The sequence below is a fragment of the Luteimonas sp. Soil_C_5 genome, assembly GCF_057656615.1.
Map to the genome: position 1 here is coordinate 507,114 of NZ_JBDGKA010000003.1, position 16,524 is coordinate 523,637.

Genomic DNA, 16,524 nt, shown 5'->3' on the forward strand with positions numbered 1-16,524 from the left:
CCTACCCCACAAGGAATGCCGCATGACCCGACACCCGCTGCACCTCGCCCTGCTCGTCTCACTCGCGTCGTTCTCCGCCGCACCGGTCCTCGCGCAGGACCCGCCGGCCACCCAGCAGCCGCGCACGCTGGACACCCTGATCGTCACCGGCACCCGGGTCTCCGACCGCACGGTGGCCGAGTCGCAATCGCCGATCGACATCCTCACGCCCGAAACGCTGACCGCCACCGGCACGCCGGAACTGGCGACGGCGTTGTCGCGCGCGTTGCCGTCGCTGAACTTCCCGCGGCCGGCGATCAACGACGGCACCGACGCCGTGCGACCGGCGCAGATCCGCGGCCTGTCGCCGGATCACGTGCTGGTGCTGGTCAACGGCAAGCGCTACCACTCCGGCGCTCTGGTCAACGTCAACGGCTCGCAGGGCCGCAGCTCGTCGCCGGTCGACCTCAACACCATTCCGATCTCGGCGATCGAACGTGTCGAAGTGCTGCGCGACGGCGCGTCGGCGCAGTACGGCTCGGATGCGATCGCCGGCGTGATCAATATCGTGCTCAAGGGCCGCGCCGGCACCGGCGGCGTCTCGGGGCGCTACGGGCAGTACAGCGCCGGCGACGGCGCGCAGTACCAGGTGCTGGCAGATGCCGGCTTCGGACTCGGCGCCGACGGCTTCGTGCACCTGTCCGCGCAGGGCGCGCACCAGGACCAGACCAACCGCGCACGGCCCTACATCGGCGCGCCGGGCCCGACCACCGCGCCGCTGGGCCAGGTGGTGCAGCGCCAGGGCGATCCCGAGGTCGACCACGGCTCGGTGACATTCAATGCCGAACTGCCGGTCAACGACTCTCTGCAGTTCTACGGCACCGGCATCTACACCAAGCGCGACTCGCTCTCCAACGGCTTCTTCCGCCCGGCCGGCGACCCGCGCAACATTCCGTCGATCTATCCCGACGGCTTCCTGCCGCAGATCAACAACGTCACCACCGACCACCATTTCAGCGCCGGCCTGAAGGCCGAGACCGCAGGCGGCACCGCGATCGACTTCAGCTACACCTACGGCGACAGCGAGATGACGTTCGACATCCTCAACACGCTCAACCGGAGCCTGGGGCCGACATCGCCGACCGAGTTTTACGCCGGTGCGCTGGAGGTCAAGCAGCACGTGCTGAACCTGGATTTCAGCAAGGCGCTGGAATGGGGCCTCGCGTATCCGGTGACCTGGTCCTACGGTGCGGAATGGCGCGGCGATGTGTTCGCGCAGTCCGCCGGCGAACCGTTGTCCTACGCCAATGGCGGCGTGGTCGCGCCGGGCCAGCCGGGCGCGGTGCCGGGCGCCCAGGTCTTCGCGGGCTTCCGTCCCGGTGACGGCGGCCGTTTCGACCGCAATTCGCTGTCGGTCTACACCGGTCTCGAGGCCGAGCTGAGCGACAAGCTGTCGGTCGGCGTGGCAGGCCGCTACGAGGACTTCAGCGACTTCGGCGACACCAGCAACTTCAAGGTGTCGGCCCGTTATGCGTTCACCGACGCGGTCGCCCTGCGCGCCACCGCCTCCACCGGCTTCCGCGCCCCGTCGCTGCAGCAGCAGTACTTCCAGTCGACCGCCACCAACTTCATCAGCGGCGTGCCGTTCGACATCGTGACCTTCCGCGTCAACAACGCGGCGGCGATCGCGCTGGGCGCCGAACCGCTGCAGCCCGAGGAATCGACGAACTTCAGCCTGGGTCTCGTACTGCAGCCCGTCGACCGGCTGTACGTCACCATCGATGCCTACCAGATCGAAGTCGAGGACCGCATCACGCTGTCGTCGAATCTCGGCACCGGCACCAATCCCGCGATCCGCAACTTCCTCAATGCCGCCGGATTCGCGGTGGGCGGCGGCCGCTACTTCACCAATGCCATCGACACCACGACGCGCGGCATCGACGTGATCGGCACCTATGGCTGGGAGCTGCCTGCCAGCGCGCTCGACCTGACCGTCGGCTACAACTACAACAAGACGGAAGTGGACCGCGTCGCACCCGATCCGGCGCGCCTGCTGGCGATCGACCCGACCGCGAGCCGGGTGGACCGCATCGAGCGTGCGCGGTTCGAGGTGGGCGCACCGCGCGACAAGGTCCTGCTCGGCGGCACCTGGACCGCCGGCGCCTTCGAAGCCACCGCCACCGGCACGCGCTACGGCGAGTTCAGCGTGCTGGCCGGCAACGCGGCGCAGGACCAGACCTTCGACGCGGCGTGGACGCTCGACCTCGCGTTCTCGTACACGCTGGACAAGTGGAAGTTCACGGTCGGCGGCGACAACGTGCTCGACGAATATCCGGACGAAGTGCTGTTCGCGAATTCCACCGGCGGCCAGCTGCCGTGGAGCGGCAGTTCGCCGTTCGGCTTCAACGGCGCCTTCGTCTACGGCAACGTCGCCTACCGCTGGTAAACCTTTCGATCGGCGTGTGATCCCGACGCCCCGGTCCTGCCGGGGCGTTGTCATTGGGTCGGCTGTCATGCGTTCCAAATAAGGAACGATAGAATCACATTTTTATGATCATTGACGATTTCAGGACAACGCGCTCCAATCGCCTTTACGAATTTCCAACAACAGGCCTCCCCCGATGCTTCGTCCCCACCGTCTGACCCTTGCCGTTGCCGCGGCCCTGGTGTTCCCGTCCGTTGCTTTCGCCCAGCAGGCGCCGGTCGATGCGCCCGCCCGTACGTCCACGCTCGATACCCTGATCGTCACCGGCACCCGGGTCAGCGACCGCACGGTCGCCGAGTCGCAGTCGCCGATCGACATCATCACGTCCGAGACGCTGACCGCCACCGGCACCACCGAGCTCGCGACCGCACTGGCACGCGCCCTGCCCTCGCTGAACTTCCCGCGCCCGGCATTGACCGACGGCACCTCGGCGATCCGCCCGGCGCAGCTGCGCGGCCTGTCGCCCGACCAGGTACTGGTGCTGGTCAACGGCAAGCGTCGCCACGCCTCGTCGCTGCTCAACCTCAACGGCACGATCGGTCGCGGCTCGGCGCCGGTCGACCTCAATACGATTCCGGTCTCGGCGATCGACCGTGTCGAGGTGCTGCGCGACGGCGCATCGGCGCAGTACGGCTCGGACGCGATCGCCGGTGTCGTCAACATCGTGCTCAAGGGCGCATCGCAGGGCGGCAGCCTGTCGCTGACCGCGGGCCAGTACTCCGCCGGCGACGGCACCCAGACCCAGATCGCCGGCGACACCGGGCTTTCGCTCGGCGACGACCGCGGTTTCCTGCACCTGTCGGCGCAGCTGGGCCAACAGGAAGAGACGAACCGGGCGCGGCCGTTCGCGCTTTCGCCAGGTGCGACCGCGCCGACCGCAAGCCAGCCGGCCGTGGGCCAGAAGGCCTTCGTCATCGGCGAACCCCAGGTCGACTTCGGCGCCGTCGCGTTCAATACCGATTTCGCGCTGACCGACACCATCAGCCTCTACGGCTTCGGCACCGCGAGCAATCGCGACATCACCTCGTTCGCGTTCTTCCGCGCGCCGGGCAACGCCAGCCAGAACATCCGCAGCGTCTATCCGGACGGCTTCCTGCCCGAGATCAACAACATCTCCAAGGACCGTTCGCTGGTTGCCGGCATCAAGGGCCACGCCGGCGACTGGAACTGGGACCTCAGCTACAACTACGGCTACAACCACCTCGAGTTCTATACCCGCAACACGCTCAACGCGAGCCTGGGCGCGAGCTCGCCGACGTCGTTCTACGACGGCGCGCTGGAGACCACGCAGAACATCGTCAACCTCGACATCAGCCGCCCGCTGGAGGTGGGCCTGGCGTATCCGGCGACGCTGTCGTTCGGCGTGGAAGGCCGCAACGAGAAGTGGAACCAGTCGCCGGGCGAGCTGGGGTCCTACGTCGCAGGCACGGGCGGCGTGCCGGGCGCGGCCGCGGGTGCGCAGGGCTTCGGCGGCTTCGCGCCGACTGTCTCCGGCGCCTACGACCGCGACAGCTACGCGGTCTACGCCGGACTCGAAGCCGATCTGACCGACCGGTTCTCGGCCGGCGTCGCCGCGCGCTGGGAGGACTACGACGATTTCGGCAGTGAGCTGTCCGGCAAGCTGTCGGCGCGCTTCGCGTTCAACGACGCGGTGGCGCTGCGCGGCACGGTGGCGAGCGGCTTCCGCGCGCCGTCGCTGGCGCAGCAGAACTTCCAGACCGTCAGCACGACCTTCCTGCCCGGCGCGACCACGCCGTTCGAGATCCGCACCTTCGCGGTGGACGATCCGACCGCCCAGGCCCTCGGCGCGGAGGCGCTGCGTCCAGAAGAGTCGCTGTCCTACAGCCTCGGCCTGGTGCTGCAGCCGGTGGACCGGCTCTACGTGACCATCGATGCGTACCAGATCGACATCGACGACCGCATCATCCTGTCATCGAACCTCGTCGATCCGACCAGCGCCGCGCCCGCCGACCAGCGCGTGCGCCTGTTCCTGGAATCGCAGGGCATCTTCGGCGTCACCGGCGGCCGCTACTTCACCAATGCGGTCGACACGCGCACCCGCGGCATCGACGTCGTCGGCAGCTACCGCTGGGATCTCGCCGCGAGCAGTCTCGACCTGACCGCAGGCTACAACCACTCCAAGACCGAGATCACCTCGATCGCGCCGAACCCGGCCGAACTCGAGGCCAACGGCCTGAATCTGGTGCGCATCGACCGGACCGAGATCGGCCGCGTGGAAGAAGGCTTCCCGCGCAACAAGCTGCTGCTGTCGGGCACCTGGACCGTCGACGACTGGGCGTTCGCGGCGGCCGCCACCCGCTACGGCAGCGTGACCACGCGTCCGGCCTCTGCCGCCAACGACCAGACCTACGGCGCGAAGGTGCTGCTGGACGTCTCGGCCAGCTTCAAGCCGGGTGACCACTGGGCGCTGACGCTGGGCGCGGACAACGTGCTTAATGAGTATCCGGACGAGAACACCTTCCCCAACTCGACCAATGGGCAGTTCCCCTACAGCAACCTGTCGCCCTTCGGGTTCGGTGGCGCGTTCGCCTACGCGAAGGTCGCCTACACCTGGTAAGGCGTTCGAAGGTCCGCGCCCGCATCGATGCCCCGGCCTGCCGGGGCATCGTCGTTCCGGGGCTGGGCGCGCCGGGAGGAACGCGCTTGCGCGCGGATCGGTTCCGGCCCGGCTCCCATCACGCGCCCGCGCGCCCACCTCATCGACGGGTCGGGTTCGCCCGACCTCGCGCGCGCCTGGCCGCCGGCCCGTGGGGCGCGACCGCGTCACGGGCAGGCGTGTTCGAACACGCACATTCCCGTGCGTTCGGGGTGACTTCGTGCGCGGAATCCGGAATTCGACGAAGAACGCGCACATTCCTGCTTGCCCCTGTCGCGATGCGTCGGCGACACTGCAAGACCAGTCCAGCGCGAAGCCTCGATGCCGCACAACACCGACCTGATCAACATCGTCGCCGTCGGCCTCGGCATGGCCTTCGTGTTCGGCGCGCTCGCCAACAAATTGCGGCTCTCGCCGCTGGTGGGCTATCTGGTCGCGGGCATCGTCGTCGGACCGTTCACCCCGGGCTTCGTCGCCGACCAGGACCTCGCCAACCAGCTCGCCGAAATCGGCGTGATGCTGCTGATGTTCGGCGTCGGCCTGCACTTCTCGCTCAAGGACCTGATGGACGTGAAGTCCATCGCGATTCCCGGCGCCATCGCCCAGATCACCGTCGCGACCGTGCTGGGCTGGGTCCTGGCGTGGCTGATGGGCTGGCCGATGGTCAGCGGCTTCGTGTTCGGCCTCGCGCTGTCGGTCGCCAGTACGGTGGTGCTGCTGCGCGCGATGGAAGAGCGGCGATTGCTGGATACCCGGCGCGGCAAGATCGCGGTGGGTTGGCTGATCGTCGAGGATCTCGTGATGGTGCTGGCGCTGGTGCTGCTGCCGGTGCTGGCCGAGATCTACACCGACCGCGGCGGCGACGGTGCCAGCCCCGGCGCCGCGTCGATCGCGTTGATGATCCTGTGGACGCTGGTCAAGGTCAGCGCCTTCGTCGCGGTGATGCTGCTGGTCGGTCGTCGCGTCATTCCGTGGGTGCTCGAGCGCATCGCCGGCACCGGCCAGCGCGAACTGTTCACCCTGTCGGTGCTGGCGATCGCGCTGGGCGTCGCTTTCGGCGCCTCGGCGCTGTTCGGCGTGTCGTTCGCGCTGGGCGCGTTCTTCGCCGGCATGGTGCTCAACGAATCGGAATTCAGCCACGAGGCCGCGAACGATTCGCTGCCGCTGCGCGACGCGTTCGCGGTCCTGTTCTTCGTCTCGGTGGGCATGCTGTTCAACCCGATGATCGTGGTCGAACACCCGTGGCAGGTGCTGGCGACGTTCCTGATCATCGTGGTCGGCAAGTCGATCGCCGCGTACTACATCGTGCGGCTGTTCAAGCATCCGCGTTCGACCGCGCTGACCATCTCGACCAGCCTCGCGCAGATCGGCGAGTTCTCCTTCATCCTCGTCGGCCTCGGCGTCGCCCTGCAGCTGCTGCCCGAGACCGGACGCGATCTGGTGCTGGCCGGCGCGTTGCTGTCGATCGTGGTCAATCCACTGCTGTTCGCCTGGCTCGACCGCTGGCAGGCGAAGCAGGAACTCGCCGCGCGCGCGGCCTCGAACGCGCATGTCGCGCCGCTGCCGCCGGAACATGCGGTGCCTGCGGACCTGCACGGCCACGCGATCCTCGTCGGCTACGGCCGCGTCGGCCGCCAACTGGCCGAGCTGCTGAAGCAGCGCGGCGTGCCGCTGGTCGTCGTCGAGGACGACAACGAACTGGTCCGCCGTGGACGCGAGCGCGGCTTCACCGTCGTGCGCGGCAACATCGCGTCCGAGCCGGTGATGCTCGACGCCGCGCCCGATCGCGCCGCGCTGGCGATCTTCGCGATCCCGCAGGCACTGGAAGCCGGCGAGGCGATCGAGCGCATGAAGGCGATCAATCCGGCGATCACCGTGCTCGCCCGCGCGCACAGCGACGGCGAGGTCCGCCATCTGCTGGAGCACGGCGCCGACGGCGCCGTGCTGGCCGAACGCGAACTGGCCTATTCGCTGGCCGAGATGGTGATGTCGACGCCGCCGTTCCGCCCGGTGCGTCCGGGTTCGACGCCGGTCGAGGCGATCCAGCCCGTCTGACGATGCGCCTGGTCGTGCTCAGCGGTGCGGGCATCTCGGCCGAGAGCGGCATTCCGACCTTCCGCGATGCGCTGACCGGACTGTGGGCGCGTTTCGACGCCGAGCGCCTGGCGACCGAAGACGCGTTCCGCGCCGATCCCGCGCTCGTCTGGGGCTGGTACCGCTGGCGCGCGGCGATGGTGGCCGCAGCCGCACCGAATGCCGCGCACGTCGATGTCGCTGCACTCGTCGGCGACGGTCACGCGCTGACGGTGGTCACCCAGAACGTCGACGACCTGCACGAACGCGGCGGTGCGCGCGACGTGTTGCATCTGCATGGCCGCCTGCTCGCCTCGCGCTGCATCGGTTGCGGTGCGCGCATCACGCCTGATCCGATTCTCGCGGCGCCGCCTCCACCCGACGGCGGCGCACGCGAAACGCCACCTGCCTGCGCCGGATGCGGCGCCGCCTTCCGGCCCGACGTCGTGTGGTTCGGCGAAGCGCTGCCGGCCGAGGCCTGGGATGCGGCGGAAGCCGCCGTCGATGCCTGCGACCTGCTGGTCGTCGTCGGCACGTCTTCGCTGGTCTGGCCAGCAGCCGGTCTGCCCGAGCGCGCACTGCGCGCCGGCATCCCGGTGCTCGACATCAATCCGCAGGCGACGCCGCTGTCGTCGCGTGCGTCCGCGCACTGGCCACTGACCGCGACCGCCGGCATGGCGCAGCTGCGCGCGCGTCTGCAGCAGGCACCGGACGATCCGCGGCGCGTGCTCGCGGGCTGAGCGCCGCGCCTCAGTCCTCCAGCGGCAACAGGATATCGGCGCGCAGATCGGCTTCGGCGACCTGTTCGGGATCATCGAGGAAGTGGTAATGCAGCGGCGCGTCACGCAGGCGCTCGCCGCTGCCCGGCCACCACTGCGCCAGCAGGCGATCGGTCATGTCTTCCAGTCCCGAATACGCGCCGACATGGCGCACGCGCGCATGGCGACCGCCTGCGATCGTCAGCCTGTGCAGCGGTCGCGGCACTGTCGCCGGCATCGATACACGTACCGCGGCCTCGAACTGCAGGGCGTGTGGTGGCAGGTCGCGGTGATCGCCGAGCGGCACGCCGATCAGCGCATCGATGGACTCCACCAGACCCGCGGCTTCGGCCCAGCCGAACAGGCGCCCGAAGGCATCGTCGAGATCGTCGAAGGCGCCGCGCGCGCGCAGCGCCACGACCTCGAAGGGCGCGATCTCGACCAGCTCGACGGCCAGCGGCACGTGAACTGACGCCGGCGGCGGTTGCAGGCGGTCGAGCAACGCAGTCGCCTGCGCCGTATTGCCACGCAGTGCGGCAGGCGCAACGCCGAGCGTCAGCCGGAACGTGCGCGCCAAGGCCTGCGGGCTGGCATAGCCGACCGCGAGCGCGGCCCGCGTGACCGTCTCGCCCGCGACCAGCAACTGCAGCGCGCGCGACAGGCGCAGCCGCGTCAACGTGCGCCCCAGCGTTTCGCCAGTGGCCGCGCGCCACACGCGATGGAAGTGGAACGGCGACAGACTGGCCTGACGCGCGAGCGTCTCCAGCGGCGGCAGCGACGCACCCTCGGCAACGAGGGTCTGCAGTTCACCGGCGACGGCGGCGATGCGCGGCGCGAGACGGGACCGGGTATCGGCTTTCATGGCGGCGCTCGCAATGGGGTCGCCGTGAGTATCCGGTGCCGGCGCGCTGCGCGCGTACCCGATCTTGCGCAGTCCAGATTCAGCGCAGCACAGCGTCCAGACACGGCGACAGTACAGGCCAGGCGAAGTCGAAGCCACGCTGCTGCAGTCGCTTGGGCAGCACGCGCTGGCCATCGACGAGCAGCGTCGCCATCTCGCCCAGCCCGAGTTCAAGCGCCTTTGCCGGCACGGCCAGCAGCGCCGGACGCCGCAGGGCATCGGCCAGTGCGCGGGTGAAGCCGGCATTGTCGACCGGCGCCGGGGCGGTGAGGTTGAACGCACCGGTCGGCGCATCCGCTTGGCCGTCGAGATGCGCATGCAGCAGCGACAGCGTCGCGCCGACCCAGTCCTCGCGTGCGATCCAGCTCAGCGTCTGCTGTCCGTCGCCGAGCCGCGCGCCGAGGCCCAGCTGGAAGGGCAGTTGCAGACGCTGCAGCATGCCGCCCGCCGGATGCAGCACCACGCCGGTACGCAGACGCACGACCGGGACCCGGTCCTCGACCGCGCGCGCCGCCGCCTCCCAAGCTGCGCACAGCTGGTGCTGAAACTCGTCGTGCGGGGCGCTGTCCTCGTCCAGCGACGTTCCGTCCTGCGCGCCGTACCAGCCGATCGCCGAGCCGCTCAGCAGCACCTTCGGCGGTACATGGGCGGAACGGATCCACTCGGTGACCGCGCGCGTCGGGATCAGGCGGCTGTCGTGCAACAGCTGTTTGCGCGCCGGACTCCAGCGCCGGTCGGCGATACCCGCACCGGCGAGATTCACCACCGCATCGAAGCGGTCGTCGGACCACAGGGACGCGTAATCGCGCACCTCGACGCCCAACGGCGCGGGCGTGGACGCCCGGCGCGACAGCCAGGTCACACGGGCGCCATCGCGTTGCAGCCGCTCGGTCAGCGCGCTGCCAAGAAATCCGCTGCCGCCGGTGATCAGGATGTGCATGGGCCGTTCCGTGTCCGCGTGATCGCCATGCTCGCCCGGAACGGTGGACGCGGGCGTCAACACGCTTAGCGGCCGTGATGCTGCGCGGATGCTCTCGCCCAAAGGCACCTTGCGGGCGAAGCGACGCCGCCCGGATCGGAAGCGGTGACGCCGCTTCCAATCAGCACATCGCGATTGCCGTGCGCGCCGCCCAACGCACACGAGTTGCGAGCACAACCGCACGCAGCCCCGACAGGCGGCGATCCCTGCGAATCGCCGCCTGCACGGAGTCAGGCCTTGGCGAAGCCCAGTTCGCCGCCGGCCGCGTCGACCCGGATCGTGTCGCCGGCCACGAACGTGCCTGACAGGATGCGTGTCGCCAGCGGATTCTCCAGCTGCTGCTGGATCGCACGCTTCAGCGGCCGCGCGCCATAGACCGGATCGAAACCGACATTGCCCAGCAGTTCGAAGGCTGCATCCGAGACTTCGATGCGCAGCCCGCGTTCGGCCAGACGCTTCTCCAGCCCGCGCATCTGGATGCGCGCGATCTCGCGGATCTGGCGCTTGTCCAGCGGATGGAACACGACGATGTCGTCGAGCCGGTTGATGAATTCCGGGCGGAAGTGCGCCTGCACCACGCCCATCACCGCAGCCTTCATCTGGGTGTAGGCCTCGGGCGAATCGTCACCATCCAGCGCCTGGATCTGGTGCGAGCCGAGGTTGGACGTCATCACGATCACCGCATTGCGGAAGTCGACGGTGCGCCCCTGCCCATCGGTCAGGCGGCCGTCGTCGAGCACCTGCAGCAGGATGTTGAAGACGTCCGGATGCGCCTTTTCCACCTCGTCGAGCAGGATCACGCTGTACGGGCGACGACGCACGGCTTCGGTCAGATAGCCGCCTTCTTCGTAGCCCACATATCCCGGGGGCGCACCGATCAGGCGCGCGACCGAGTGCTTCTCCATGAACTCGCTCATGTCGATGCGCACCATCGCGTCCTGGCTGTCGAACAGGAATTCGGCCAGCGCCTTGCACAGCTCGGTCTTGCCGACACCGGTCGGGCCGAGGAACAGGAACGAGCCGGTGGGACGATCGGGATCGCTGAGTCCAGCGCGCGAGCGCCGCACGGAATCGGACACGACCTTGATCGCCTCTTCCTGGCCGATCACGCGCGTATGCAACTGCGATTCCATCGCCAGCAGCTTCTCGCGCTCGCCCTCCAGCATCTTGCTGACCGGAATGCCGGTCCAGCGCGCGACGACCTGGGCGATCTCCTCGGCGGTCACCTTGTCCTGCAGCAGGGTGAAGCCCTGGGTCTCGGCCTCCTGCGCGGCGTGCAGCTGCTTTTCCAGTTCGGGAATGCGCCCGTACTGGATCTCGCTCATCTTCGCGTAATCCTGCGCACGCTGCGCCGATTCGAGCTGCTGCTTCGCAGCCTCGATCTGCTCCTTGATCTTCGTTGCGCCCTGCACCGTGGCCTTTTCGGCCTTCCAGACTTCTTCCAGATCGTTGTACGCGCGCTCCAGCGTGGCGATCTCGGCTTCGAGATCGGCCAGACGCTGCCTGGACTCGGCGTCCTTTTCTTTCTTCAGTGCCTCGCGCTGGATCTTGAGCTGGATCAGCCGGCGTTCCTTGCGATCGAGCTCCTCGGGCTTGGAGTCGATTTCCATGCGGATGCGCGACGCCGCCTCGTCCATCAGGTCGATGGCCTTGTCGGGCAGCTGGCGGTCGGCGATGTAGCGGTGCGACAGCGTGGCCGCGGCGACGATGGCCGGATCGGTGATCTCCACGCCGTGGTGCACCGCGTAGCGTTCCTTGAGGCCGCGCAGGATCGCGATCGTGTCTTCCACGCTGGGCTCGCCGACGAACACCTTCTGGAAACGACGCTCCAGCGCGGCGTCCTTCTCGACGTACTTTCGGTACTCGTCGAGCGTGGTCGCACCGATGCAATGCAGTTCGCCGCGCGCGAGCGCCGGCTTGAGCATGTTGCCGGCGTCCATCGAGCCTTCGGCCTTGCCGGCGCCGACCATCGTGTGCAGTTCGTCGATGAAGAGGATGATCTGGCCTTCGTTCTTGGACAGATCGTTGAGCACGCCCTTCAGGCGCTCCTCGAATTCGCCGCGGTACTTCGCACCGGCGATCAGCGCGCCCATGTCGAGCGACAGCACACGCTTGCCGCGCAGGCCTTCGGGCACTTCGTTGTTGATGATGCGCTGGGCCAGGCCTTCGACGATCGCGGTCTTGCCTACGCCGGGCTCGCCGATCAGCACCGGGTTGTTCTTCGTGCGCCGCTGCAGCACCTGGATCGTGCGGCGGATTTCCTCGTCGCGACCGACCACCGGATCGAGCTTGCCGCTCTCGGCCCGCGCGGTCAGATCGATCGTGTATTTCTCCAGCGCCTGACGCGCGTCTTCGGCGTTCTCGTCCTTGACGCTCTCGCCGCCGCGCACCTGGGTGATCGCGGTTTCGAGGCGCGCCTTGTCGGCGCCGGCGGCCTTGAGCGCCTTGCCGGCATCGCCGCTGTCGTCGAGCGCCGCCAGCACGAACAGCTCGGAGGCGATGAACGCATCGCCGCGCTGCTGGGCCAGTTTGTCGGTGACATTGAGCAGGCGCGAGAGGTCGTTGCCGACCGACAGCTGGCCGGCCTGGCCGGTGACCTTGGGCAACCGGTCCATCGCTTCGGTCAGGCGCTCGCGCAGCACCGGCACATTGACGCCGGCCTGGCCGAGCAGCGGCCGCGTGCCGCCGCCCTGCTGGTCGAGCAGGGCCAGCAACAGATGCACCGGTTCGATGAAATTGTGGTCGCGGCCCACGGCCAGCGACTGCGCGTCGCTCAGCGCCTGCTGGAAACGCGAGGTGAGCTTGTCCATCCGCATGGGGAAATCCTCGGGAGATCGGGGCCGGCAGCGCCGGCAATGTCCAACAGATGCGGTCGAAGCGGCGTGTTGCAAGCGGGTCGGGGACCGCACTGCGCCCCGGTCTTGACGGAATCCTGCCACCGCCCTCACCCGTCGCTTGCGCGGGCGGTCCTAGGGTGGCGGCCTTCCCTCTGGCGGAGCGGCACATGACCTACCAGCTCTATTACTGGACCGGCATCCAGGGCCGCGGCGAGTTCGTGCGGCTCGCGCTGGAAGATGCCGGCGCCGATTACGTCGACGTGGCCCGCGTGGACGGCGACGATGCACTGCAGTCCTTCCTCGATGGCGACCGCAAGGGGGCGCACCCGTTCGCGCCGCCGTTTCTGAAGTCCGGCGATCTGGTCGTCGCCCAGGTCGCCAACATCCTGCACTTCCTCGGGCCCCAGCTCGACCTTGTGCCCGAAGGCGAAGCCGCGCGACTGCAGGCGTTGCAGCTGCAGCTCACCATCGCCGACCTCGTCACCGAGATCCACGACAGCCACCACCCGATCGCGAGCGCCGAATACTACGAAGACCAGCGGGACGCGGCAAAGCGACGCGCGGCCGATCTGCGCGCGCACCGGCTGCCGAAATTTCTCGGCTATTTCGAGCAGGTGGTCACCCGCGGCAACGGCCATGCGCTCGGCGCGCATTCCTATGTCGACCTGTCGCTGTTCCAGATCGTGCGCGGGCTGGACTACGCGTATCCGGACGCCATGCAGGCACTGGCCCCGAAGATTCCACAGCTACGTGCGCTGGAAGCGCGGATCGCCGAACGGCCCCACATGGCCGCCTATCTGGCCTCGGACCGGCGGCTGGCGTTCAACACCAACGGGATCTTCCGCCACTACCCCGAACTCGATGGCGCTACGGACGCCTGAGCGACACACGCGTCGGAACTGTGGCGTGCCGGAGATAGGTGCGCACGTGCGCGCGTCGGAGTTTGCAGACGTCAGGCCGCCGGGGCCGATTGCTGCGATCTCACTGAAGCCCCGGCGCGCCTGACACGACCGCGGCGCGGGCCACCCGTGCGCGATGCCGCTCGCGTTATCCCGCCTCGGCCAGCACCGCACGCACGCGCGTCGCCAGTTCGCCGAGGGTGAAGGGCTTGCCGATCAGGTGGACCCCGGGATCCAGCACGCCGTCATGCACGAGGGTGTTGCGGCTGTTGCCGGTGGCGAACAGCACCTTCAGGCCGGGATGCCGTGTCAGGGCGGCATCCGCCAGCTGGCGGCCGTTGACCTCGGGCATCACGACGTCGGTGAACAGCAGCGCGATGCCGGAATGGGCTTCGAGCGTCTTCAGCGCATTGGCCGCGCCATCGGCCGCGAGGACGCGGTAGCCCAGCTCGGTCAGGGCTTCGGTGGAGAACTGGCGCACCGCCGGATCGTCGTCCACCACGAGGATGAGTTCCTGGCGGCCGGGCACCAGCGACGTCGTGGCCGGCCCCGCCTGCAGCGCCGCATCGACGCCCGCGGCGAGCCGCGGCAGATAGATCCGCACGACCGTGCCCTCGCCCACCACGGACTGCATCCGCACGTGGCCGGTGGACTGCCGGACGAAGCCGTAGACCTGCGACAGCCCGAGGCCGGTGCCCTTGCCGATCTTCTTGGTCGTGTAGAACGGATCGAAGGCCTTGGCCATCACCTCGGCCGGCATGCCGCAGCCGGTGTCCGTCACGGTGATCATCACGTACTGCCCCGCCGGCAGATCCTGGTCCCCGGACGCGCGGCCCGCATCCACGTCGCAGTTGGCGGTCTCGACCGTCAGCCGGCCGCCGCCGGGCATCGCATCGCGAGCATTGACCGCCAGGTTGAGGATCACGTTCTCGAGCTGGTTGGCATCGACATGCGTGCACCAGAGCTCGTCCGCCAGCACGATGTCCAGGCGCACGCTGCTGCCCAGCGAATGCACCAGCAGATCCGACATGCCCGCGATCAGCCGGTTGGCATCCACGGCCACCGGCTGCAGCGGCTGCTGGCGGGAGAACGCGAGCAGGCGCTGGGTGAGCTGGGCTGCGCGGGTGGCGCCGTCGATCGCCATGTCGATGTAGCGCTTGGTGCGCGGATCCGGATGCTCGCCCAGGCGAGAGGCCAGCAGATCCAGCGGCCCGATCACCGTCGCCAGCATGTTGTTGAAGTCATGGGCGATGCCGCCGGTCAGCTGGCCCACCGCTTCCATCTTCTGGCTCTGGCGCAGCGCGTCCTCGACGCGCGCGCGCTCGGCCACTTCGGCCAGGACGCGGCTTTCCAGCTGCTCGTTGAGTTCCTGCAGGCGTGCGTCGGCGTGCTTGCGCGCGGTCACGTCGACCGCCACGCCGAGGACGCGCAGGCAACGCTCGCCTTCGAACAGGCCACGGCCCTTGGCCGCCACCCAGCGCACGACGCCGTCTTCCTTGCCGACGGTGCGGTATTCGACGTCGTAGTGCGCGCGACGCTTCGGATCGGCGGCCGCGTCGAAGGCGGCGCCGGTGGCGGCGCGGTCATCGGGATGCAGGCCGTCGAAGAAATCGCGCAGGGTGACCTCGGCCTCCGGCGAGATGCCGAACATGGCCTTGGTGCGCGGCGGCCAGATCAGCGCGTCCTGCACCAGATCGACATCCCAGAACCCCATGTCGCCGGCGTCCGTGGCGAGGCGCAGGCGTTCTTCGCTCTGGGCCAGCGCCGCCTCGGCGGCCTTGCTGGCCGACAGGTCCAGCATCGCGCCGATCATGCGCACGGGCGTGCCCGCCTCGTTGCGCAGCACGGTGCCGCGGTCGAGCACGGCCGCGTAACTGCCGTCGGCCCGCCGGAACCGGTACTCGCCTGACCACGCCGTGCCGTCGCCATCGATGACCGCATGAATCCGCGTGTCGATCCGGGCGCGGTCGTCCGCATGGATGTGGTCGAGCCACCACGCCGCATCGGTCTCGGTTTCGGTGTGACCGAACAGCGTGTTCAGGGCCTCGTTCCAGATGACGTGGCCATCGGCCATGCGCCAGTCCCAGATCGCGTCGTTGGTGGCACGCGCGGCCAGCCGGTAGCGCTCCTCGATCTCCTGGTGCCGCGCCTCGGCGGCCTTGCGGTCGGTGATGTCCAGCGAGGTGCCGACCAGCCCGACGACGTCGCCGTCGGCATCGCGCAGCGGCGCCTTGGTGGACAACCACCAGGCGTGGCGCCCGTCGGGGAAGCTCACCACTTCCTCGATCTGCTCCGCCTGCCCGCTCGCCATGATGCGTTCGTCGGTCGCCATCACCGCGGCCGCCTGCACGGGATCGCCGAGCAGCTCGGCATCCGTATGACCGATGTAGGCCTCGGGCGGGCGACCGATCAGCTCGGTGGTGCCGCGGTTGCCGATCAGCAGCCGGCCCTGGCGGTCCTTCGCATAGACCACGCCCGGCGCGGCATCGACGAACGAGCGCAGCAGGGTCTGGGCATGGTCGCGCTCGGACTCGATCCGCCGGCGCTCGTCGATGTCGATCAGCACGCCGGAGAAATCGAGTGCGTTGCCGTCGGCGTCGTGGTCCACCTGGCCGACCGCCTCGATCCAGCGATAACTGCCGTCGGTGCCGCGCGCGCGGTACTGGTGCGCATAGCGCCCGCCCTGGGCCATGGCGTCCTCGATGGCCGCCTTGAGGCCGGCCTGGTCGTCCGGATGCACCGAGGCCAGGATCTCCTCGAGGCGCAGCCCGCCGATGGCCGCATCCGGATCCAGGCCGAAGGCGCCGGTCAGCGCCTCGTCGACGGTCACATGGTCGCGGACGACATCCCAGAACCAGGTTCCGACGATCGCTCCGGCGGCAAGTGCCAGCTGGACGCGCTCGGTGTCGCGTTCGCTGCGGCCATCTGTCGGAGACGAAGAATTCAAGGTGGGCTCGGGGTTGGACCGGGATCAGGCTGGGGCATTGTCACAAATT

9 protein-coding genes are annotated in these 16,524 nt (G+C 68.8%); 5 read left to right on the forward strand and 4 right to left on the reverse strand.

Annotated features, from left to right (window positions below; all coding sequences use genetic code 11):
- Positions 1–22: 22 nt before the first annotated feature.
- From AC3A5K_RS10725 to AC3A5K_RS10740, 4 genes are all read left to right on the forward strand, one after another.
- Positions 23–2,425 (forward strand): TonB-dependent receptor plug domain-containing protein, encoded by a 2,403-nt coding sequence (locus AC3A5K_RS10725; protein WP_487617507.1) that lies wholly within the window; start codon positions 23–25, stop codon positions 2,423–2,425.
- Positions 2,426–2,600: 175 nt separating this feature from the next.
- Positions 2,601–5,042, forward strand: coding sequence for a TonB-dependent receptor plug domain-containing protein (locus tag AC3A5K_RS10730; protein ID WP_487617508.1), 2,442 nt, complete (start codon positions 2,601–2,603; stop codon positions 5,040–5,042).
- A gap of 360 nt (positions 5,043–5,402) precedes the next feature.
- Entirely contained in the window at positions 5,403–7,136 is a 1,734-nt protein-coding gene (gene ybaL / locus AC3A5K_RS10735; protein WP_487617509.1) for a YbaL family putative K(+) efflux transporter, read from the forward strand.
- Between the two features lie 2 nt (positions 7,137–7,138).
- Positions 7,139–7,894 (forward strand): SIR2 family NAD-dependent protein deacylase, encoded by a 756-nt coding sequence (locus AC3A5K_RS10740; RefSeq protein ID WP_487617510.1) that lies wholly within the window; start codon positions 7,139–7,141, stop codon positions 7,892–7,894.
- Positions 7,895–7,904: 10 nt separating this feature from the next.
- Here AC3A5K_RS10740 and AC3A5K_RS10745 read toward each other — a convergent pair whose 3' ends face one another.
- The 3 genes from AC3A5K_RS10745 to clpB form a co-directional block, all read right to left on the reverse strand.
- Positions 7,905–8,774 (reverse strand): AraC family transcriptional regulator, encoded by an 870-nt coding sequence (locus AC3A5K_RS10745; RefSeq protein ID WP_487617511.1) that lies wholly within the window; start codon positions 8,772–8,774, stop codon positions 7,905–7,907.
- 79 nt (positions 8,775–8,853) lie between these two features.
- Positions 8,854–9,753: a TIGR01777 family oxidoreductase gene (locus AC3A5K_RS10750; RefSeq protein ID WP_487617512.1), complete on the reverse strand. Its 900-nt coding sequence runs from the start codon at positions 9,751–9,753 to the stop codon at positions 8,854–8,856.
- Between the two features lie 269 nt (positions 9,754–10,022).
- On the reverse strand, positions 10,023–12,608 hold the full coding sequence (gene clpB / locus AC3A5K_RS10755; RefSeq protein ID WP_487617513.1) for an ATP-dependent chaperone ClpB: 2,586 nt from the start codon (positions 12,606–12,608) through the stop codon (positions 10,023–10,025).
- A 188-nt stretch (positions 12,609–12,796) separates the two neighbouring features.
- Between clpB and AC3A5K_RS10760 the strand changes: the two genes are divergently transcribed.
- Entirely contained in the window at positions 12,797–13,510 is a 714-nt protein-coding gene (locus AC3A5K_RS10760; protein WP_487617514.1) for a glutathione S-transferase, read from the forward strand.
- Positions 13,511–13,676: 166 nt separating this feature from the next.
- Here the strand turns inward: AC3A5K_RS10760 and AC3A5K_RS10765 are convergent, their stop codons facing one another.
- A complete protein-coding gene (locus AC3A5K_RS10765; protein WP_487617515.1) occupies positions 13,677–16,475 on the reverse strand; it encodes a PAS domain-containing protein in 2,799 nt (932 codons plus the stop codon).
- Positions 16,476–16,524: the final 49 nt, after the last annotated feature.